Annotated in this window: 20 protein-coding genes; 10 read left to right on the forward strand and 10 right to left on the reverse strand. The window is 68.7% G+C overall.

The window, feature by feature from the left end:
• The first annotated feature begins 118 nt into the window (after positions 1-118).
• The 3 genes from G406_RS0106480 to G406_RS0106490 all read left to right on the forward strand — a co-directional run bounded on the left by G406_RS0106480 (position 119) and on the right by G406_RS0106490 (position 2,263).
• Positions 119-466 (forward strand): histone-like nucleoid-structuring protein Lsr2, encoded by a 348-nt coding sequence (locus G406_RS0106480; RefSeq protein WP_028933213.1) that lies wholly within the window; start codon positions 119-121, stop codon positions 464-466.
• Positions 467-540: 74 nt separating this feature from the next.
• The gene (gene mihF / locus G406_RS0106485) at positions 541-852 is read left to right on the forward strand and encodes an integration host factor, actinobacterial type (RefSeq protein WP_028933214.1); all 312 of its coding nucleotides are present in this window, start codon (positions 541-543) and stop codon (positions 850-852) included.
• 289 nt (positions 853-1,141) lie between these two features.
• Positions 1,142-2,263 carry an MFS transporter gene (locus G406_RS0106490; RefSeq protein WP_245607028.1) on the forward strand — a complete coding sequence of 374 codons (1,122 nt, stop codon included), beginning with the start codon at positions 1,142-1,144 and terminating at the stop codon, positions 2,261-2,263.
• Here G406_RS0106490 and G406_RS0106495 read toward each other — a convergent pair.
• Positions 2,250-2,717: an NUDIX hydrolase gene (locus G406_RS0106495; RefSeq protein ID WP_028933216.1), complete on the reverse strand. Its 468-nt coding sequence runs from the start codon at positions 2,715-2,717 to the stop codon at positions 2,250-2,252. The genes G406_RS0106490 and G406_RS0106495 overlap by 14 nt on opposite strands.
• Positions 2,718-2,890: 173 nt before the next feature.
• Between G406_RS0106495 and G406_RS0106500 the strand changes: the two genes are divergently transcribed.
• The gene (locus G406_RS0106500; protein WP_028933217.1) at positions 2,891-3,580 is read left to right on the forward strand and encodes an ABC transporter ATP-binding protein; all 690 of its coding nucleotides are present in this window, start codon (positions 2,891-2,893) and stop codon (positions 3,578-3,580) included.
• 540 nt (positions 3,581-4,120) lie between these two features.
• Here G406_RS0106500 and G406_RS0106505 read toward each other — a convergent pair.
• Genes G406_RS0106505 through G406_RS44975 form a run of 6 tightly spaced genes read right to left on the reverse strand, consistent with a single transcriptional unit; the run spans position 4,121 to position 10,511 of the window.
• Positions 4,121-5,227, reverse strand: a complete 1,107-nt coding sequence (locus G406_RS0106505; protein ID WP_028933218.1) for an ABC transporter ATP-binding protein — start codon at positions 5,225-5,227, stop codon at positions 4,121-4,123.
• Positions 5,224-6,357 carry an ABC transporter ATP-binding protein gene (locus tag G406_RS0106510; protein WP_028933219.1) on the reverse strand — a complete coding sequence of 378 codons (1,134 nt, stop codon included), beginning with the start codon at positions 6,355-6,357 and terminating at the stop codon, positions 5,224-5,226. The genes G406_RS0106505 and G406_RS0106510 overlap by 4 nt, the downstream gene beginning before the upstream one ends.
• Complete coding sequence (locus G406_RS0106515; RefSeq protein ID WP_028933220.1) at positions 6,357-7,223, reverse strand: carbohydrate ABC transporter permease; 867 nt, start codon at positions 7,221-7,223, stop codon at positions 6,357-6,359. Before G406_RS0106515 ends, G406_RS0106510 begins: the two co-directional genes overlap by 1 nt.
• Positions 7,224-7,229: 6 nt before the next feature.
• Positions 7,230-8,177, reverse strand: a complete 948-nt coding sequence (locus G406_RS0106520; RefSeq protein WP_028933221.1) for a carbohydrate ABC transporter permease — start codon at positions 8,175-8,177, stop codon at positions 7,230-7,232.
• 8 nt (positions 8,178-8,185) lie between these two features.
• Positions 8,186-9,652, reverse strand: a complete 1,467-nt coding sequence (locus G406_RS0106525; RefSeq protein WP_245607029.1) for an extracellular solute-binding protein — start codon at positions 9,650-9,652, stop codon at positions 8,186-8,188.
• 40 nt (positions 9,653-9,692) lie between these two features.
• The gene (locus G406_RS44975; protein WP_245607030.1) at positions 9,693-10,511 is read right to left on the reverse strand and encodes a histidine phosphatase family protein; all 819 of its coding nucleotides are present in this window, start codon (positions 10,509-10,511) and stop codon (positions 9,693-9,695) included.
• A 340-nt stretch (positions 10,512-10,851) separates the two neighbouring features.
• Here G406_RS44975 and G406_RS0106535 point away from each other — a divergent pair, with 340 nt between their 5' ends.
• The 5 genes from G406_RS0106535 (at position 10,852) to G406_RS0106555 (ending at position 16,822) form a co-directional block, all read left to right on the forward strand.
• Complete coding sequence (locus G406_RS0106535) at positions 10,852-11,694, forward strand: DeoR/GlpR family DNA-binding transcription regulator (protein ID WP_084215841.1); 843 nt, start codon at positions 10,852-10,854, stop codon at positions 11,692-11,694.
• A 49-nt stretch (positions 11,695-11,743) separates the two neighbouring features.
• On the forward strand, positions 11,744-12,391 hold the full coding sequence (locus G406_RS0106540; RefSeq protein WP_028933224.1) for a class II aldolase/adducin family protein: 648 nt from the start codon (positions 11,744-11,746) through the stop codon (positions 12,389-12,391).
• 16 nt (positions 12,392-12,407) lie between these two features.
• On the forward strand, positions 12,408-13,877 hold the full coding sequence (locus G406_RS0106545) for an FGGY family carbohydrate kinase (protein ID WP_028933225.1): 1,470 nt from the start codon (positions 12,408-12,410) through the stop codon (positions 13,875-13,877).
• Complete coding sequence (locus G406_RS44980) at positions 13,874-15,544, forward strand: glycerol-3-phosphate dehydrogenase/oxidase (RefSeq protein WP_037075427.1); 1,671 nt, start codon at positions 13,874-13,876, stop codon at positions 15,542-15,544. Before G406_RS0106545 ends, G406_RS44980 begins: the two co-directional genes overlap by 4 nt.
• A gap of 126 nt (positions 15,545-15,670) precedes the next feature.
• Complete coding sequence (locus G406_RS0106555) at positions 15,671-16,822, forward strand: acyl-CoA dehydrogenase family protein (RefSeq protein ID WP_028933226.1); 1,152 nt, start codon at positions 15,671-15,673, stop codon at positions 16,820-16,822.
• A gap of 87 nt (positions 16,823-16,909) precedes the next feature.
• Here the strand turns inward: G406_RS0106555 and G406_RS0106560 are convergent, their stop codons facing one another.
• Positions 16,910-18,199 (reverse strand): aspartate aminotransferase type Ic, encoded by a 1,290-nt coding sequence (locus tag G406_RS0106560; protein WP_084215819.1) that lies wholly within the window; start codon positions 18,197-18,199, stop codon positions 16,910-16,912.
• A gap of 265 nt (positions 18,200-18,464) precedes the next feature.
• Between G406_RS0106560 and trpC the strand changes: the two genes are divergently transcribed.
• Positions 18,465-19,262, forward strand: a complete 798-nt coding sequence (trpC, locus tag G406_RS0106565) for an indole-3-glycerol phosphate synthase TrpC (protein WP_028933228.1) — start codon at positions 18,465-18,467, stop codon at positions 19,260-19,262.
• Here trpC and G406_RS0106570 read toward each other — a convergent pair whose 3' ends face one another.
• Together G406_RS0106570 and G406_RS0106575 are read right to left on the reverse strand one after the other, a co-directional pair.
• A complete protein-coding gene (locus G406_RS0106570) occupies positions 19,263-19,745 on the reverse strand; it encodes an RrF2 family transcriptional regulator (protein ID WP_028933229.1) in 483 nt (160 codons plus the stop codon).
• 126 nt (positions 19,746-19,871) lie between these two features.
• A complete protein-coding gene (locus tag G406_RS0106575; protein WP_028933230.1) occupies positions 19,872-21,137 on the reverse strand; it encodes a dihydrolipoamide acetyltransferase family protein in 1,266 nt (421 codons plus the stop codon).
• Between the last annotated feature and the right edge of the window lie 17 nt (positions 21,138-21,154).

The raw sequence follows: 21,154 nt of genomic DNA on the forward strand, positions 1-21,154 counted from the left end.
GGCCCGGCCGTATCGAGTAGCCTTCGAACGCGCTGGTGTTCGCAAGCGATGTGTTCCACAGGAAGTGTCCGGTACGAGCGTCTCAGCAATACCACCAATCCACCTGGGGGCTGTCTCAGTGGCACAGCAGGTCACGGTTTCGCTCATTGACGACCTGAACGGCAGCACGGCCGACGAGACTGTCGAGTTCGGGGTGGATGGGAAGATCTACGAGATCGACCTATCGAACAGTAACGCGGACAAGCTCCGCGAAGTGTTTGCCGCTTATGTCACGGTTGCTCGACGCTCGGATGAACGGCGTCGCTCGACCGGTACCGGATCGACCGAGCGACGCCCGACCGTGACGGATCGCCAACAGAGCCAGGCGGTGCGCGACTGGGCTCGGCAGCAGGGTATGAAGGTCTCGGACCGGGGCCGTCTCCCAGCTGACCTGCTGAACGCTTACCACGGAGCGGTTCCGAGCTGAGCCGGCGCGAAGCCACCGTTCGGACGAACAAACCCAGTGGGTACGGCCCACAAAGTTGAACAGGAGAAGCATTCATGGCATTGCCTACATTGACCCCGGAACAGCGCCAGGAAGCGCTCAAGAAGGCAGCGGCCGCCCGTACGGCGCGTAAGGAACTCCGGGACAAGATCGCCTCCGGCGAGGAGACCATCCCGTCGGTGCTGGGCCGCGCCAAGACGGACACGATCATCGGTAAGACGAAGGTCGTCGACCTGCTCAAGAGCCTGCCCGGCTACGGCCCGGCGAAGGTCACCGCCCTGATGGAGCAGACCGGCATCGACGCCTCCCGCCGCGCCGCCGGTCTCGGCGAGCGCCAGCGCCAGGCGCTGCTCGACGCCCTGGGCTGATCGCGCCCGGACGACACGAGGCCCCGCCGTCCCGACCGGGACGGCGGGGCCTCGTCACGTCCGGACCTCCCCGCCACCCCGGCCATTAATACCAGTCATGGCCACCCGCACTATCCCGTCGTGAAACCGCCAGACCGTCGGGCTCACAACTGCTCTCATGGTTACGTCAGAAACCTGTCGAACCCGCTACGGAGCCCTTGTGTCAATTCCGGTCAATTCCCTCGAGCGGTCGCCCCGTTCTCCCCTTGTCAGGTGGTCGGCAGTACTCTCGGTAACTGCGGGGATATTTTTGATCGTCACGACCGAGATCTTGCCGATCGGCCTGCTGACCCCTATTGCTGCAGATTTTCGGGTGTCGGAAGGAACAGCCGGCCTGATGATGACGATTCCCGGACTGATTGCGGCGGCCGCGGCTCCTCTGGTGACCGTGTCGACGGGGCGGTTCGATCGGCGGACAATGCTGTACCTATTGCTGGCGCTGCTCGCGGTCGCCGATTTCCTCGCTGTCGTCGCACCGTCCTACTGGATCATTCTGGCGAGTAGGGCGCTGGTCGGACTGACCATTGGCGGATTTTGGTCGATCGGTGCCGGGCTGGCCGCCCGGCTGGTGGCGGCGCGGCACGTGGCGACCGCGACCGCCGTGATCTTCTCCTCGGTTCCGCTGGGCTCGGTGCTGGGAGTTCCCCTGGGGACATACCTCGGCCAGCTCGCCGGCTGGCGGACGTCGTTCCTGGTCATGGGCCTGCTGACAGCGGTGGTCGCCGCCGCTCTCGCCGTGCTGCTTCCTGCGCTGCCGGCCCTGCGGGTCACCCGCCCGGCTCTGCTCCTGGGCTTGCTGCGGCACTCGGGAGCCCGGCTCGGACTCGTGCTGACCTTCCTCGTCGTACTCGCCCACTTCGCCACTTATACCTATGTGACTCCCTTTCTCGAGCAGGTGACGCGACTGAGCCCCGGCACCATCAGCGCATTTCTGCTGGTATACGGCGCAGCAGGCATGGCGGGAAACTTCCTCGCCGGTTGGGGGATCGCGCGGAGCCTTCCCCGTACATTCCTGACCTGCGGATCGTTGCTGGCGCTCGTGCTGGTGCTACTGCCGATCCTGGGCGCCTCGAATGGTCCGGCTCTCGGTTTGCTCGTGGTGTGGGGTCTGGCTTATGGAGCGGTACCGGTGTGTTCGCAGAGCTGGTTCGTCGCTTCGGCACCGGACACACCTGAGGCGGCGACCGTGCTGTTCACCTCGTCGTTTCAACTGACCATTTGCGTCGGCGCGCTGGTGGGCGGTCTGATCGTGGACGCCGCCTCGACATCGGCCGTCATGGGCATCGGCGCGGCACCGGCGATTGTGATGGTCGTGGTGCTCTGGCTAATGCGGCGCGCGGATCGGATCGGCGAGCCGGTCAGAGCGAGCTGAGCAGTCGGCTCACGAACTCGAACTGCCCTCGGGCGAGCTTGCGCTCCGCCTCGGCCGGGGTGAACCAGGCGACCCGGTCGATCTCGGGGAACGTACCGCGTCTGCCCGAGCGCGGTGGCCACTCCATCTCGAAGGTGTTGCTCCGGGCATCGGCCGGATCGAGGTCGCCCTCGACCGCGAACACGGTCAGCCACTTGCCGGTCGGCAGACGGAACTCGCCGAGCGCGAGCTCCCGGCCGGCCGGCACGGGCGCCCCGGTCTCCTCGGCGAACTCGCGGAAGGCGGCGACCCGGGGCTCCTCGTCGGCCTCGTACAGGCCCTTGGGGATCGACCAGGCACCGTCGTCCTTCTTCCGGAAGAAGGGTCCTCCGGGATGACCGAGAAGCACCTCGACGCCGGATACCGCCGGCCCGGTACGGAACAGAAGAACACCAGCGCTACGTACGACGGGCACCGGCGAAGTCTACTGACGGCACTCGGGCCTCATCCGGCCCTGGCGTGTCCCGTCGTTCTCAAAGAGAGACCGAACCCACAAATTAGGATGCCCTAATCTAGGGCAATATTCTTGCGCAGGCTGGCAGGGTGGACCCTGCGAGCCGTCGCATGCTGTCTAGTGCAAGGAGAACGATGATCGAGCTCGAGAACGTCTCGAAGATCTACCAGACCGGCGAGGTGGAGCTACGTGCGCTCAACAACGTCAGTTTGAAGATCGAGACGGGCGACCTCGTCGCGATCATGGGACCGTCCGGTTCGGGTAAGAGCACGATGATGAACGTCCTGGGATGTCTGGACATTCCGACGGACGGCGTCTTCAAGCTGGACGGAATCGACGTCGGCACGTTGAGCGACAACGAGCTCGCCGAAATCCGTAACCGCAAGATCGGTTTCGTCTTCCAGTCGTTCAACCTGATCCCGCGCACCAGCGCCGTGCGCAACGTCGAGCTGCCGATGGTCTACGCCGGCATCGGCGACCGTCGCGGCAGGGCGACCACCGCACTGGAGAAGGTCGGGCTGGGCAACCGCGCCAAGCACATGCCCTCCGAGCTGTCCGGTGGTCAGCAGCAGCGTGTCGCGATCGCCAGGGCCATCGTCACCGACCCGGTGATGATCCTGGCCGACGAGCCGACCGGAAACCTGGACAGCCACTCGACCAACGAGATCATGAAGCTGCTGGTGGAGCTGAACGAGTCCGGCCGCACGGTCGTGCTGATCACGCACGAGGACGAGGTCGCGAACTTCGCCAAGCGAGTGATCACCCTGCGCGACGGCCAGATCGTCAGCGACCGCGCACCGGAGAACCGCACGCTGCTGGTGTGAATCAGGAACCTCTCGTGCCGCTCGCAGCTCCGCTGCTGGGCGCACGGTCCGCAGCCGACCTCGTCGGCGCACCGGGGGCAAGCCATCCGCACTCGCCTGCTGATGTCGGCCTGCGCGTCACGCATCGAGCACGCCCGCCTCGACGAGCATCCGGTACACGTTGGTTTCGGTGCCTCGGCCGGGGAGCTGAATCCCCGCTGGCTCGAATTGTCTTGGCGTGGATCGCGGGGATGGGGGTGGTGTGCGTGTCCAGTCGCAGGTGGTGGCCTGCCGATGGCGCTGTTGTTGGCCGTGTGACGGGTGGGGCGGTACCGCCGACTGTGCACACCCACGTGCTGCGTCGCATATGTCCGGACGTGTGCGAGGCAGCACGTAGACGTGCAAAGTGGCCGTGATGGGGAGCGGTGGCCCAACAGCAGCGCTGCGGAGTTCCCCCGTCCCCGCGATACTGGCCGGCACTTGGCCACGCCAAGGACACTGATCAACACCCGGGGTACGGATCACCCACTACACCGAGCTCCCTGAGGTGCCTCGGCCATGTCATGACGCGCGCAGCCGGTCGCCGGTCACCGGGTCGAAGAGGTAGACGCGTTCCGGGGGCGCGGTGATCGAGACGATGTCGCCGCTGGTCAGGGAGTGACCCGCGGCAACTTGCACCACCACGCGGCCTTCGACCCCGGCGAGCCGCACCGTCGCCAGGCCGTACTCCAGCAGGTTCTCGTAGACCAGCACCGTGGCCGAGAGCGCACCGGTGGTCTGCGTGGTGAGTACGCAGTCCTGCGGGCGAAGCCCGACCTGAACCTGCCGAGCGGTGGGGAACGGACCCGCGAGGGTCAGCCCGCCCGCGTCGCCCAGCTGCACGGTGCGCCCGTCGTCCGACGTGATGCCGTCCAGCATGTTGATCGGTGGCTCGCCGACGAAGTCGGCCACGAACCTGTTCGCCGGGTCGTCGAAGATCTCGTCCGGGGTGCCGAACTGCTGGATGATGCCGCCGTCCATGACGGCGAGACGGTCGGCGAGGCTCAGTGCTTCGAGCTGGTCGTGGGTGACGATGATCGTCGTGTAGCCGAACTCGCGTTGCAGTACCTTCAGCTCGCGCCGGACCCGCTGTCGCTGTCCGGCGTCCAGATGGGACAGCGGTTCGTCGAGCAGCAGGACGGGCGGGTTACGCACGAGTGCGCGAGCCAGTGCCACCCGTTGCTTCTGCCCGCTGGACAGGTTGGCCGGGCGCAGCCCCAGCAGATCGGTCATCTCGAGTCGCTCGGCGATCCGGTCGACCCGCTGGTTCGCGTCGCGCACCCGGCGTGCCTTGAGTCCGTAGGCGAGGTTCTCCCGGACCGACAACGGCGGGTAGAGCGCGTAGCTCTCGAACCCGACACCCACCTGACGCTTGCCGGGCGGGAGATCACCCACCGATCGGTCGCCGATCATGATGCTGCCGTCGGTGACGGTCTCGAGCCCGGCGATCATGCGCAACGTGGTGGTCTTGCCGCATCCGGACGGGCCGAGCAGCGCGACCAGCTCACCCGGCTCGATGTCCAGGTCGATGCCCTTGACCGCCTCGAACGGTTCGCGCCCCCGGCTGCGGTAGGTCTTGCGCAGCTCCCGCAGCCGCAGTCGCTGCGCCACCTGAGTAGGGGCCGTCACCGTGTCCCTCCTGTCGCGGCGGTGGTCTCGGCGCTCGACGAGGTGGCCGAGCCGAGTCGAGCGGTGTCGGCGCCGGGTTCACCGGCGGCGAAGACGTGCACCAGCTTCCAGGGCACGGACAGCGTGACCTCGTCACCCTCGGCGGCCCGCTGGTCCGTGGTGATCGCGATGACCGGATCGCCGCCGACGTCGACGCTGAGCTCCACGGAACGACCGAGTCGCTCGGTCAACGTGATCCGCCCGCGCAGAACCAGACCGGCCGCCCCGGAGTCGTGGACCAGTTCCAGGTCACGGGGACGGATTCCCAGCCGCACCCGATCACCACTGCCGTCCGGCACCCCGACCGTGAGCCGGCCGCCCTCGGTCCGAGCGATCCCGCCGTTCACCCGAGCGTCGAAGAGGTTCATCTCGGGCTGGCCGAACGCCCGGGCGACGAAGGTGTCGGCCGGCTCGGTCCAGACCTGCTCCGGCGTGCCGACCTGCACCAGCCTGCCGTCGCGCAGGACCCCGACCCGATCACCCAGCGCAAGTGCCTCCTGGTAGTCGTGGGTCACGTACAGCGTCGTCGTGTGGACCATCTCGCCGAGCTGTTTGAGCTCGGCACGCATCGCCGCACGCAACTTGGCGTCCAGGTGCGACAGCGGCTCGTCGAGCAGGTACACGTCGGCGGGGCGGACGAGGACACGGCCGAGGGCCGTGCGTTGCCGCTGGCCGTTCGACAGCTCGCGGGGGAACCGTTCGAGGAGCCGTTCGATGCCCAGTGTGCCGGCGACCTGCTCGATGCGTTCGTTCTGCTGGCCGAGGGTCCAGGTGCCGGACCGCCCGGAGCGCAGCGGTGAGGCGAGGTTCTCCCGCACCGTCTTCTGCGGGTACAACGCGTAGCTCTCGAACGCCATCGCCACGTTGCGGTGGTAGGGCTCGACGCCGGTCATGTCGCGGTCGGCGATGCGGATCTCGCCGTCGGTGTCGTCGACGAGCCCGGCGACGCTCTTGAGCAGGGTCGTCTTCCCGGCACCGGACGGGCCGAGGATGACGAAGAACTCGCCGTCCGCGAGCTCGAGGTCGATCCCGTGCAGCGCGGTCGTCCTGTCGTAGCGGGCGGTCAGCCCACGCACGGCGAGGGAACCCATCAGGCCTTCACCGCCCCGAACGACAGACCGCGGACCAGATAGCGCTGGATGGCCAGTGCCAGCACGAGCGGGGGGAGCGCCGCGATGATGGCCGCCGCGGCGGTCAGGCTGTAGAACGCCTGGCCGCCACCACCCAGGAACCGGGTGACCGCGACCGTCACCGGTGTGTGCTGGCTGCCGGTCAGGATGAGCGGGAACACGTAGTTGTTCCAGGCGAAGATGAACGCGAGCAGCGCCGAGGCGGCGATTCCCGGTCGGACCAGCGGCAGCGCGACCATGACGAACGCCCGGCGCCGGGTGTAGCCGTCCAGCAGGGCGGCCTGCTCCAGCTCCGGTGGCAGGTCCTGGAAGTAGGACCGCAGGATCCAGACGATCAGCGGCATCGTGACCAGCTGCAGCACCCAGATCATGCCGACGTTGGTGTCGAACAGCCCGAGCTGGTTGTAGATGACGAACAGCGGCACGATCACCATCAGCTCCGGGGCGAACCGGAACGACAGGATCGTGAACATGACGTCGTTCGAGCCCCGGTAGCGCCACCGGCCCGCCGCGTAGGCAGCGGGGACGCCGATGATCAGCGAGACGAGGACCGCTCCGGCGCAGTTGAGCACGCTCGTGATCAGCGCATCGCTGAAGTTCACGCTGGTCAACCGGGCACCGTCATCGCTCAGGACGGTGCTGAAGTTGCTCAGGGTGGGGGTGAAGCTGAAGTAGGTCGAGATCTGTTCGGTCTCCGATTTCAGGGACAGGATGACCAGCCAGACCAGCGGGAACAGTGAGAAGACGAACCACGCCAGCAGCACGAGGTCGGCGCTCACCGTCCCGACCGAGAACCGGCGCTGTCCGGGCTGAAGCTCCCTCGCCACGGCGGATCAGAGCTCCGATCCGGCGGCGCGGCGCTGGGCCTTGCCCAGGACGCTGACCAGGTAGCGGGCGGTCACGAAGACGATGGCCCAGAGCAGGAACATGTACGTGCTGCCCAACGAGTAGTTGAAGTTGATGATCGAGTTCTGGTACGCGCTGATCTGCAGCGTCCTGGTGGCGTCACCCGGCCCGCCCGCGGTGAGCACGTACACGTGATCGAAGATCTTCAGGCAGTCCATGAACCGGAAGATCACCGCGACCAGGATGTAGGGCCACATCATCGGCAGCATGAGCCGGCGGAACATGTAGAACCCGCCAGCACCGTCGACGGCTGAGGCTTCGAACGGTTCCTTGGGCAGCGACCGGACCCCGGCGAGCACGAGGACCGCGACGAACGGCGTGAAGATCCACACGTCCACCAGGACGACCGAGAAGATCGCGTGCGTGTCGCTGAGCCAGTCGAACGTCGACCCGAGCCCCAGTACGTGGTTGAGCACGCCGAACTGCGGGTTGAACATCAGCTTCCACAGCACACCCGCGATCACCGGGGCGATCATCAGCGGCAGGATCAGCACCCGTTCGAAGATCTTCCCGATCAGGCTGGACCGGTTGAGCAGCAGGGCGATGCCGATACCGAGGACCGTCTCCACGACGGTGGCCGACACCGCATAGACGAGCGTGACCCGGACGCTGCCCCAGAAACCGGGGTCCGACAGCACGGTGGCGAAGTTGCGCAACCCGACCAGCACCGGTTGCGGGACGACGGCCGCGTAGTTGAGGAACGCGTAGTACACGCCCAGCGCGAACGGGTAGAGGATCCCGACGATGATGAGCACCGCCGGGATCGACAACAGGTAGGGGCGCAGGCCCCGGCGCCATGGCGGGACCGGACGCGCGGCATCGTGCCGTGCCCCCTTCTCCAGGTCGTCGGGGCGCGGCGGTGCAGTGGCCGTCATGGGCGCTCCTAGGTGTTGACCGCGGTGGTGCTCGCGGCGGCCAGCGCGTCCAGACGAGCCTTGGCGTCCTGACCCGAGTAGATGTCCTGCAGTGCGACGGCCCAGTCCTCGGTCGTCTTGAAGAACTGCTTCTGCGGGGTGAACTTGATGTCGGTGGAGGAGATGACCCGTTCGAACGTGTCCTGGTAGCCGGGGAAGTTGCCCAGCGTCTGTTTGAACGCCCCGTTGAAGACCGACTCGCGGGTCGGGTCGGCGAAGCCACGCTGCCCGGTCTGTACGGCTTTGGTCTGCGCTTCCTTGCCGGTCGCCCACTGGATGAACAGCCAGGCGGCGAGCTTCTTCTTCGACGCGGCGTTCATCGCCAGCGACCAGGTCCACAGGTTGGTGTTGTAGTTGCCGTCCGGGCCGGCGGGGCCGGGGTGCCAGGCCATGCTGCCCGCCTCGGCCGCGTTGCCCTTGATGTTGAGCGGGTAGGTCGCCGAGTCGGCGTCGTAGACCATCATCGCGGTGCCCGCGCCGAGGTCCTGGGTGCAGTTCGGGTAGTCGTAGGTGGTCCACGACGTGGGGCCGGCCGCTTTCGCCAGCTGGACCCATTTGCGGGTGAAGTCGACGGCCTTCGCCGAGTTCATCTGGGCGGTCAGCTTGCCGGACGGGTCCTTGCTGTAGTCCACGCAGCCTTCACGGGTGAACTGGGTCATGAAGCCCGGGTGGATGGTGGCCCAGGACCGCGATCCCCGGAACGCCACGCCGTAGCGGTTGTTCGCCCGGTCGGTCAGGTCGGTGGCCAGCTGGATGAAGTTGTCGAACGTCTCGGCGGGCTTGATGCCTCGGCGGTCGAACTCGGCCTTGTTGTAGCAGACGACGTTGGTCTCGAAGCCCCACGGGATGGCCCACTGGCCTCCGGTGCCCAGGGGACTGCCGGTCTGGAAGTCCCAGGACGTCGAGCGGCGCAGCCCCTCGTAGATGTCCTCGAAGTTGTAGTCGGGTCCGGTGGCGGCGCTGTTGTTGAGCCAGGGGCGCAGGTCCTCCATCCAGCCGGGGGGACCGTAGGTCCAGATGAAGTAGGCGCCGGTCATGAACGCGTCGTAGTTGCCGGCGCCACTGGCCAGCTCGGTGTTGAGGCGGGTGAAGTAGTCGGCCTCGGCGACCAGGTCCGCCTTCACCTTGATGCCGGTCAGCTGGGTGAACTCGGCGAGCAACGGCTGGAACGCCACCTGGTAGGGGTGTGGCGTCTGCAGCACCGAGATCTCGGTGCCGGCCGCCTTGCGCCAGTCGAACCCACCGGTGACCGCGCCGGCACCGTTCTCGTGCGCCGGTCCACCGCCGGTACCGACGCCGCACGCGGCAAGCGCACTGGCCGTCGCGGCCGCGGCTCCACCGATCCCGAGCAGGCGCAGCAGCTGGCGCCGGGACACGTCCGGTCCGATCGGCAGCATGCCTGCGGACCTCGGGTTTCTCGGCTCGGGTCGGGTCATCGGGTCCTCCGGAGATGATGAGGATGGAGCGGGGCGGGGATCAGGAAGTGACGGACTGTTCGGCGGTCGCCACCGAGTTCTCGATCGGCTCGGGCGGTGCCACGCCGATCGCCGCGTTGAGGCACAGCAGAGCCGGTGGCAGGGCCGGGTCGGGGAAGACCCGAAGCTTCGTGACGGAGGCGTTGTCCAGCTTCGGAAGCACATGGCGGTAGTGCCGCAGGGGGATACCGAGCCAACCGCACAGCGCGAGGCGCAGCGCGGTGTTGTGTCCGACTACCAGCACGGAACCGCCGGGGTAGCGCCGCGCGAGTCTGCGCAGGACTCCCTGCACCCGCTCCGCGACCGCCTTGGGGTGCTCCGAACCGGGGAACGCGTAGTGCACCGGATCGGTCACGAAGGCCGCGGCCGCCAGCGGAGACCGCACCCGCAGCTCGGCCAACGTGTAGCCCTCGGCCTCGCCGAAGTCCATCTCACGGAGGTCCGGCTCGACCTCGGCGGGCATGCCCAGGGCTTCGGCGATCGGTGCCGCGGTGTCCGCGCTGCGTCGCAGCGGTGAGCAGATCACCGCGTCGTGCGGATGACGGGCCGCCCACTCGGCGAGCCGCGCCGCCTGCTCATGGCCGGTCCGGTCGAGGTGGACGTCGCTGACGCCCGCGTACCGGTTGCCGGCGTGCCACACGCTGCGTCCGTGCCGCACGAGCGTCAGCTCCGTGTACGGGCGTCGGGCGGTTCGGTTCGCGTCGCCGGCGCAGTCGGAGCCGTTGCCGTGGGTGCCCCCTTCCGAGTCACCCACGACAACGCCGCCCGCCGCGCGCGCACCGGCGTCGCCGGTGGTGGCGGCAGGTTCGACAGGGGGCACCATTGCTCCTCACTCGCGGTCGATCCGGTCGGCCGGGTGCACCAACGCTGGTGTGACCCGCTTCACCGGTCGAGTGTCGGGGTCACGGTATGACGTGGCGACATCTCAGGTCAATATGTGAAGTTGTCTCCCGTAGGTCTTCACCGGGTTGCTGCACGTATGCAGAGGTCATAGCCAGACGACCGGGTAATACGGGTGGGACTGATGAGGTCCGACCCACGTTGGTACACAGGAAAATCACAAGCTCGTATGTGGATTTCACATTTGTTGCTTGACTAGCGCCGACCGGCACGTTGTGATGCCAGGCAAGAGCTGGTCCGTCATCGGGGAGGCACCGGCGATGAAGACGACGAGCGAGCCGGACACCGGTTCGCACGACGGGGCTCGGCTACGCCGGCTCACCCCGGAGGACCGCCAGGCACGCATCGCCGACCTGGTGCTGGACACCGGTTCGGTGTCCGCGCAGGACCTGGCGGAGACCTTCGCCGTCTCGGTCATGACCATCCACCGCGATCTCGACGAGCTCCAGCGGCAAGGGGTGCTGCGCAAGACGCGAGGGGCCGCGACGGCCCAGCCGAGCGGCACGTTCGAGTCGAACGTCGAGTACCGGGCCAAGGCCAACATCGACTCGAAGCGGCAGATCGCGGCCTACGCGTGCCGCTACGTCGAGCCCGGCATGTCGGTGTTGCTCGACGACTCGACCACGGCGCTGCAGATGCTGCCCTACCTCGCCGACCTGGCACCGCTCACCGTCGCGACGAACTACCTCGCCGCGCTCAACCAGCTCGCGCGGATGCGCGACATCCGGGTGCTGGCGCTCGGCGGACAGTACGACGTGCACCACGACTCATATCTCGGCACGACGTGCATCGACACGATCCGGTCGCTGTGTTTCGATGTGGCGTTCCTCAGCACGTCGGCGATCCGAGGCGGCTACGCCTTCCACCAGGAGGACCGCATCGTCGCGGTCAAACGGGAGATGGTCGCCGCGAGCACCCGCAGCCATCTGTTGATCGACCACACCAAGCTCACCCGCAGCGCGATGCACCGGCTGATGCCGATCGAGGAGTTCGAGTCGATCGTGGTCGACTCGGGTGCCACGGAACATCAGCTCTCCGCGCTGCGCGAGCACCGCGCACATGTGGACGTGGCCGGACCGGCCGAGGTGCGCCCCCAGTCCTGAACACCGCCGGCCTCCCGGGCCGATCGAAGAGCGAAAGGGAACTCCCGACATGCTGCTGTACGACGAACGTGCCCAGGTGGTCGAGTACTGCCTGAGGATGCAGGCCGACGAGCTGACCGTGGGCACCTCGGGCAACCTGAGCGTGCGGTCGGGCGACTACATCGCGATCACCCCGAGCGGGGTTCCGTACGACGATCTGACGCCCGAGGCGATTTGCGTCATCGATCTGGACGGCAACAAGGTCGAGGACGGGCTGGACCCGTCCTCCGAGGTACCGATGCACACCTCGGTCTATCGGGGCACCGACGCGGGCGCCGTGGTGCACACGCATCCGCTGTACTGCACGACGCTGTCCGTGCTGCTCGACGAGGTCCCGCCGGTGCACTACATGATCGCGCTGCTCGGCGGGCCGGTCCGGGTCGCGCCCTACGCGCGGTTCGGCTCGGCGGAGCTGGCGGAGAACAGCATGCGCGCGATGGAGGGCCGCTACGGCGCGCTGATGCAGAACCACGGAGCGACGACCTACGGCGACACGCTCGCCAAGGCGTACTCGCGCAGCATCTACCTGGAGTGGGTATGCCGGCTCTACCACCAGGCACGACTGCTCGGCGAGCCCAACCTGCTCCCGCTGCCGGAGATCGACGGTGTCGCGGAAGTGCTCAACAGCTACGGACAGTCCGTGCCCGGCAAGCCGTGACCCAGCGGGACGACCGATGAACACCGCGCTGGGTATCGACGTCGGTACCTCGGTGGTCAAGGCAGTGCTGTTCGACGCCGAAGGGCAGGCTCTCGCCGTCCGGGGCACCCCGCTGGAGCTGGCGCACGCCGCCGTGCCGGGCGCCGTCGAGCAGGACTTCGAGGAGATCCTGGTACGGCTCGGCACGGTCGTGGGCGGAGTGCTGGCGGACACCGGGGTCACACCGGACCTGGTCGCCCTGACCGGTCAGGGCGACGGATGCTGGCTGACCGACGCCGACCACCGCGCGGTACGTCCCGCATTGTCCTGGCTGGACGGCAGGGGAGCCGAGCTGCTCGGTGAATGGACCGGGTCCGGAGTGACCGAACAGGTCTTCCGGATCAACGGGAGCATGATGTTCCCCGGTGCGCCCGCGCCGCTGCTGGCCTGGCTCGACCGCCACGAGCCGGGCCTGCTGGACCGCTCGGCGACGGCCGGGTACTGCAAGGACGCGGTGTTCGGACGGCTCACCGGTGTGCGCGCGACGGACCCGTCGGACAGCTCCATGCCGTTCGGCGACGGGACCGGCCTCGGCTACAGCGACGAGGTACTGCGCCTGACCGGGCTGGGGCACCGCCGTGACCTGCTCGCACCCATCATCAGCCCGCTGCCGGTCGCTCCGCTGCATGCCGGGGGTGCCGCGCTGCTGGGTCTGCCCGAGGGAACGCACGTGTGCTCCGGGCCCTTCGACTTCCCCGCCTGCGGACGAGGCGGTGGCGTCACCGAGGTCGGTGACGCGCTCCTGATCGTCGGCACCACGCTGGGGTGCCTGGTGCGGGTGGACCGGTTGGCCACCGACGGAGAGCCCGCCGGCTTCCATGTGGCGACGGGCGAACCGGACCGCTGGCTGCGGGCGATGCCCGCGATGGTCGGTACGGCGACCCTGGAATGGGTGCTCAAGACGCTCGGGCTCGACATCGACGCGGTGGACGTCGCGCTGGCGAGCAGCCCACCGGGTGCGGCCGGCGTCGAGGTGCTGCCGTATCTCGCGCCGTCCGGCGAACGGGCGCCCTTCGTCGATCCGCATGCGTCGGGCCAGTTCACCGGGATCACCCTGACCACCACGCGCCACGATCTCGTGCGTGCCACGTGCGAAGGCCTCGCCTACGCCGCGCGGCACTGCTTCGAGGTGGCCGGACGCTCAGGACGTCTCGTCGCCTGCGGTGGCGGCACGCGGTCCGAGCCGTGGATGCAGGTCTTCGCCGACGTACTGGGCATTCCGCTGGAACTGGCGCGCAGCCCCGAGGTGGGGGCACGGGGTGCCGTTCTGGCGGCCGCGGCAGCACTGGGAGAGGAGATCGACGTGGCGGCCTGGACCGCTCCGCAGGGCGTCATCGATCCGGACCCCGCGCGACGGGAGCGCTACGAGGAGGGCTATCGCCGCTACCGTGCGCACCTGGACGCGGCTCGCGCCTTCTGGCCCGCTCCGGGACGGCGGGACGGATGAGCGCCTCCAGGACCTCACGGCTCGACCCGGACGGCCGACGATCCGCGTTGCTTGCAGCGTCCTCCGAGCGGTACGACCTGGCGGTCGTGGGTGGTGGGGTGACCGGCGTGGGCGTCGCGCTCGACGCCGCGGCCCGCGGCCTGTCCGTCGTGCTGTTGGACGCGGGCGATCTCGCCGGTGGGACGTCCTCCCGTTCGGGAAAGACCGCGCACGGCGGGCTGCGCTACCTGGAGCAGCTCAACTTCGGGCTCGTCGCGGGTGCGCTGCACGAGCGCGACCTGATGATCCGCACGCTCGCGCCGCACCTGGTCGCGCCGGAACCGTTCCTGGTTCCGCTCACCCGGCGCTGGGAGCGGGCCTACATCGGGGCAGGCGTCGCGCTGTACGACGCGATGGCGCTGGTCGGGCGCACCGGCGGACAGGGCGGGGTGCCGCACCACCGGCACCTGTCCCGGCGGCGTGCCCTGCGCGAGGCGCCCGGCCTCGCGCCGGACTCGCTGACCGGGGCGATCCAGTACTTCGACGGCCGGATGGACGATGCCCGCTATGCCCTCGCCGTGGCGCGCACGGCGGCGACCTACGGCGCCCGGCTGGTCCCGCACGCGAGGGTCACGGATGTGCACGTCGGCGGCGGCCGGGTGCGTGGCGTCCGGGTGCGTGACGAGCTCAGCGGCGACGAGCTCGACGTCCGTGCCTCGGCCGTGGTCAACGCCGCTGGTGTGTGGGCGGCCGACGTCCAGGCGATGGCGGGCGCGGCGACGTTCGAGGTCACACCGTCCAAAGGGGTGCACCTGCTGGTGGAGCGGGACGCCTTCGACTCGACGACCGGCATACTCGCCAGGGCCGACGACTCGGTCATCATCTTGCGTAGATGGTACGGGCGCTGGCTGCTGGGTACCACCGACACGGCCTACCACGGTGACCGGCGTTCACCGACCGTCGAGCACGACGACGTCGAGTACCTGCTGCGCAACGTCAACCGCTACCTGGCCCGGCCGCTGGGCCGCTCCGACGTGGTCGGTGCCTTCGCCGGGTTGCGTCCGCTGCTGCGCGCGGTGCGCGGAACGCCGGCCACCAGTGCGGCCACGACATCGGCGCTGTCGCGCGACCACGCGGTGATCGAGGAGCCCGCCGGACTGGTGACGATCGTCGGCGGCAAGTACACGACCTACCGGGTCATGGCCCGTGACGCGGTGGACGCGGCGGCGCGCGCGATCGGCGCGGGTCTGCCTCCGACGCCCACGGCCCGGCTCCCGCTGTTCGGAGCGGCTGGTTGGCCGGTGGTCGCCAACCAGCTGTCCAGGCTGGCCGAGCAGTACGGCGTCGATGAGGTGCACCTGCGACGCATGCTGCACCGCTACGGTGACGAGCTGCCCGAGGTGCTCGCGCCGCTCGCGGTCGATCCGACCCTGGGTACGCCTCTTCCCTCGGCGGCGGGCTACCTCGGCGTCGAGTTCCGTCACGCGGTCACCCACGAGGGCGCCCTGACCCTGTCCGACGTGCTCGTCCGGCGAACCCGGGTCTCGATCGAGCAGCCGGATGCAGGTGTCGCCGCGGCGGCATCGGTGGCCGCGCTCGTGGCGCCGATCCTGGGTTGGGACGAGCAGCGGCAGCGACGCGAAGTGGACGCCTATCGCAGCGGAGTCACCCACTCCGCCCTTCGCTGACCGTTGCTCCCGGCCACCTCACGGCCCTCACGCACACCTCGCATACCGTTCATCCTGTGCGAAGCGCGCCCAGGGCGTGCACAGTCGCTGTCAGCGTGAGAACGGCACGATCAGAAGGAGAACGGCATGCAGCGGACCCTGTACGAGGACGACCACGACGCGTTCCGGGACGCGTTCCGGAAGTTCCTCGAGGTCGAGGTGGTCCCGAACCTGGAGCAGTGGGACGCCGACGGGATCGTGCCGAGGGAGCTGTTCGCGACAGCAGGCCGCTCAGGGTTTCTCGGCATGGACATCCCCGAGGAGTTCGGCGGCGGTGGGGTACCGGACTTCCGGTTCAACGCGGTGATCTCCGAGGAGCTGATGCGCGTCGGGGCAGGCGCGGCGGGCCTCGGCATGACGCTGCACAACGACATCTGCCTGCCCTACTTCCTGTCCTACTGCACCGAGGACCAGAAGAAGCGCTGGCTACCCGGGATCGCATCCGGTGAGCTGATCACCGCCATCGCGATGACCGAACCGGGTATCGGCTCGGACCTGGCATCGATGTCGACGACCGCGATCCGGGACGGGGACGAGTACGTCGTCAATGGCGCCAAGACCTTCATCACCAACGGGGTGAACGCCGACCTGGTGATCACCGCGGTGAAGACCGACCCGAGCCAGAAGCACAAGGGCATGAGCCTGGTCGTGCTGGAGCGCGGCATGCCCGGTTTCGAGCGTGGCCGCAACCTCGACAAGCTCGGTCAGCACGCCCAGGACACCGCCGAGCTGTCGTTCACCGACGTCCGGGTACCGGTGACGAACCTGCTCGGCTCGGACGAGGGCACCGGCTTCACGCAGCTGGTGACGAACCTGCCCCAGGAGCGGCTGTCCATCGCGGTGGCCGCGGTGGCCGCCGCTCGGACCGCGCTGGAACAGACCCTGGAGTACGTCAAGGAGCGCAAGGCCTTCGGTCAGCCGATCGGCAACTTCCAGAACTCGCGGTTCGTGCTCGCCGAGATCGCCACCGAGGTCGACATCGCGCAGCACTACGTCGACGACGGGATTCGCGCGCTCAACACGGGTGACCTCACCGCGGTCGACGCGAGCAAGGCCAAGTGGTGGTGCACCGAGCTGCAGGGCCGTGTCGTCGACCGGTGCCTGCAGCTGCACGGCGGCTACGGGTACATGAACGAGTACCCGATCGCCAAGGCCTTCGCCGACGCCCGCATCACCCGCATCTACGGCGGCACCACGGAGATCATGAAGGAGGTCATCGGCCGAAGCCTCGGCCTCTAACGCCCCAACCCAAGATCACCACCGCCTGAGGGCGGTTTCCCGGGGGAATTTCAGCCCTGAGGCGGTGGTGATCTTGGTAGGTGGGAGTTACGCGGAGCGGCGCTCGGCTTCCGCCAGACGCACGCACAGGGTGAGGCCGCGTACCGCGACGTCGAGCTCGTCCAGCTCGGGGAACGTCGGCGCGATCCGGATGTTGCGATCGGCCGGGTCCTTGCCGTAGGGGAACGTCGCGCCGGCCGGGGTGAGTGCGATCCCGGCCTGTTTGGCCAGCTCGACCACCCGGGACGCGCAGCCCTCGAGCACGTCGAGGCTGATGAAGTAGCCGCCCTTCGGCGAGACCCACTCGGCGACCGCGACGCCGGACAGGTCCTCACGCAGCACCTGGTCCACCAGCTCGAACTTCGGTGCGATGAGCGCGCGGTGGGCGGCCATGTGCGAGCGCAGGCCGTCGACGTCACCGAGGAAACGCAGGTGCCGCGACTGGTTCACCTTGTCCGGGCCGATGGTCCGGAACTGCATGTGCTGGAGGTACCAGGCGACGTTCGCCTCGGACGAGCCGAAGAACGCAACGCCCGCCCCGGCGGCGGTGATCTTCGAGGTGGAGCCGAAGACGAAGGCGCGGTCCGGGTTCCCGGCCGCCGCGGTGATCGCCAGGATGTCGGCCGACGGGGTCTCGAAGTCGGTCAGGTGGTGCACGGCGTAGGCGTTGTCCCAGAACAACCGGAAGTCCGGCGCGCCGGTGGGCATGCTCGCCAGCGCTTCGACGACCTCGGCCGAGTACGTCACACCGGTCGGGTTGCTGTACGTCGGGACGCACCACATGCCCTTGACCCTCGGGTCGGCGGCCGCGGCGCGCACCGCGTCCACGTCGGGGCCGTTCTCGGTCATCGGCACGGTGATCAGGTCGATACCGAGCTCCTGGCACACGGCGAAGTGCCGGTCGTAGCCCGGAACGGCGGCGATGAACGCGGGCCGCTCCACGTCGCGCCACGGACCCGAACCGCCGGGCACGCCGTGCAGAAGGCCGTCGACGACGCACTGGTACATCAGCGCGAGGCTGGAGTTGCCCTCGGCGATCAGCTGCGGGACAGGGATGCCGAAGATCGGGGAGAACAGCTCACGCAGCCCGGCGAGGCCCTGCAGGCCGCCGTAGTTGCGGTAGTCGGTGCCGTCGGCGCCGACGCCCCCGCCCGGCCCGGGCAGCTCCAGCAGGCCGTTGGCGAGGTCGAGCTGCGCGGTCGAGGGTTTGCCCCTGGTCAGGTTCAGCGACAGGCCCTTGCCGACCAGCTCGGTGTGCTCGGCCGCGAGCCGATCACGCTCCTGAGCCAGCTCACCGGCCGCCAAGTTGCTCAGTCTCTGCTGTTCCGTGCCAGACATGGAAAACCTTCTTGGACTCAGACGACATCCGAACGCGACAACCCTAGATGACCGCTGTTCGGTCGCCTGGAGCGACAACCCTCATGGCGCGGCCGTCGGGCGGCGGTGATCGGTATTCTGCGCACCGAACCGGCATTCGATCATGTCCTCGAGCTGTTCCCTGAGAGTCGACGACCTGCTCGGCGACCCGGCCCGACCGGTCGTCGAGGACACCCGAGCGGGTAGGGCGGGCGGCCGATACTGGTTGGTAACCGAGAGGAAGTTCATGACAACAGTGCTCGACGGCATCCTCGACGGCGTCCGTGAGGACCTCGCCGGACGCCAGGCCACCACGTCACTCGCCGAGCTCAAGGCCCGGGCGGGCGACCGCTCGCCCGCGCTCGACCCGTTACCCGCGTTCCGGGCGCCCGGGGTGGCGATCATCAGCGAGGTGAAGCGACGCAGCCCGAGCAAGGGGGCGCTCGCCGACATCGCCGATCCGGCGTGGCTGGCCGGACAGTACGTCGAGGGTGGTGCCGCCGCGATCAGCGTGCTGACCGAGCAGCGCCGTTTCGGCGGCTCGCTCGCCGACCTGACCTCGGTCCGCGAGGCGGTGGACGCCCCGATCCTGCGCAAGGACTTCATCGTGACCCCGTACCAGCTGTGGGAGTCACGCGCCTACGGCGCCGATCTCGCACTGCTGATGGTGGTCTCGCTCCCCGGTCACCTGCTCGCCGATCTGCTCGGGCTGACCCGGGAGCTCGGGCTGACCGCGTTGGTCGAGGTGCACACGGCGGAGGAGCTGGAGCGTGCCAGGGAGGTCGGTGCCGAGCTGATCGGCATCAACGCCAGAAACTTGCGGACCCTCAAGGTCGACCGGTCGGTCTTCGGTGAGCTGGTTCCGTTGATGCCGCCGGGCGCCGTCCGGGTCGCGGAGTCCGGGGTGTCCGGACCCGAGGACGTCGGCGACTACCACGCGCTGGGCGCCGATGTGGTCCTCGTCGGCGAGGCGTTGGTCCGTTCCGGGGACCCCAGCGGCGCGGTCGCGAAGTTCATCGCGGCGGCCCGGGAACCGCTCGGCTGATCAGGTGCCGGTGTGGGCGGCACGGACGGCGACGCCCACACCCGGCGCGTGTCGCTCCGCCTCGGCGCGGACGTCCGCGAGGGTCTGCGCGGCCAGTGCCTTGCGCCAGGCCAGCTCGGCCCGCTGCATCGAGGACTGCACGGCGCACGTGTCCTCGAAGAAACGTTCCGGCGCGCCCTCGCCCATGCCGCGCTGCCGGATCTCGGTGCAGCGGAACGCGTCCTCCGGACCCTCGATCGCGGCGACGACGTCCATGAGCGTGATCCGGTTCTCCGGTTTCGCCAGCCGGAACCCGCCTCGCGCGCCCGGCAGCGACTCCAGGAGGCCGGCTTTGACCAACGACTGGAGCTGCTTGTTCAGGTAGGCCGGCGGCAGATCGTAGGCCTGCGCGAACTTCGCGGTCGACACCGGCTGGTCACCGTCGAGCCAGGCCAGCGACAGCAATACGTGCATGGCCCACTCGACACCCTGCCCCATCCGCACAACCTGGACCCTAGACACCCAGATTCAATCCTGTCAAACAATCCCACCAGCCCCGATGGCACGAATGTGGCTTTAGGGACGTTGAACGTCCCTAAAGCCACATTCGTGCCGGTCGTTCGTGGGCGGTCAGGCGAGGACTCGGAGGGGGTCGCGCAGGAGGGCTGAGAGGTCGCGCAGGAACGCGGCGCCGGTGGCGCCGTCCACTGCACGGTGGTCACAGGAGAGGGTGAGGCGCACGATCGACCGGACCACGAACTCGCCATCGACCGAGCGGACCTCCTCGGTCGCCGCGCCCACCGCGAGGATCGCGGCCTCGGGCGGGTTGATGACCGCCGCGAAGTGCTCGACGCCGTACATGCCCAGGTTGGACACGGTGAACGTGGCGCCGCTCATCTGGTCGGAGCGCAGCTTGCCGGCCCTGGCCAGCTCGGCGTTGCCCCGGCTCTCGGCGGCGATCTCGGAGACGCTCTTGCGGTCCGCGTCGCGGATCACCGGCACGAGCAGGCCGGAGGGGACCGCGACCGCGACGCCCACGTGCACCGACCGGTAGTGCCGCAGCGAGGAGCCCGCGAAGGAGACGTTGACCGCGGGGTTGGCCCGCAACGCGACGGCCACCGCCTTGACGATCAGGTCGTTGACGCTGATCTTCGGGCCGCCGGACGCCTCCAGCGTCGTGTTGAGACGGGTGCGGAACTCCAGCAGATCGGTGAGGTCCACGGCGCTGGTCAGGTAGAAGTGCGGTGCCTGCTGCTTGCTCTCGGTGAGCCGTGCCGCCGCGACCGCCTGCATCCGGCTCAGCGGGACCTCGACGAAGTCCTCGCTGTGGTTGGCATGGGGCACGACCGGCGGAACGACCTCCTCCGGGACCTGCTCCGGCTCGGGCCTGCGCGCCGTTGCCGCATCGATGTCGACCCGGGTGATTCGCCCGTTAGGCCCGCTGCCGTGAATCCCGGCCAGGTCGAGACCACGTTCACGGGCGAGCTTGCGCGCCAACGGTGACGCCCTGGGCTTGTCGGGCGACCCGCCGGTCGCCGGTTCGGTGCCGGCCGTCGGTGCGGGCGGCTCCTCAGTGGGCGCGGCCGGTTGCGGCACCGCCGGCCGCGCCTCGGTCTCGCCGCCCACGGCTGCCGGGGCGGGCTCGGCGGGCGGGGGAGCCGAGCCGTCGCCGATGAACCCGATCGGCGTTCCGATCGCGACGGTCACGCCTTCGTCGACCAGGATGCGTTCCAGCACCCCGTCGTCGTAGGCCTCCAGCTCCATGATCGCCTTGTCGGTCTCGATCTCGGCGATCACGTCACCCGAGGTCACCGTCTCGCCGATCTTCTTGCGCCACGCGGAGATGACGCCGTCCGCCATCGTGTCGGACAGCCGGGGCATGGTGATTTCGGGCATCGGGTGTTCCTCGGGTC

Origin of the sequence: Actinospineispora spinosispora DSM 44797 (genome assembly GCF_000429025.1) — a bacterium.
GTDB classification, from domain to species: domain Bacteria; phylum Actinomycetota; class Actinomycetes; order Mycobacteriales; family Pseudonocardiaceae; genus Pseudonocardia; species Pseudonocardia spinosispora.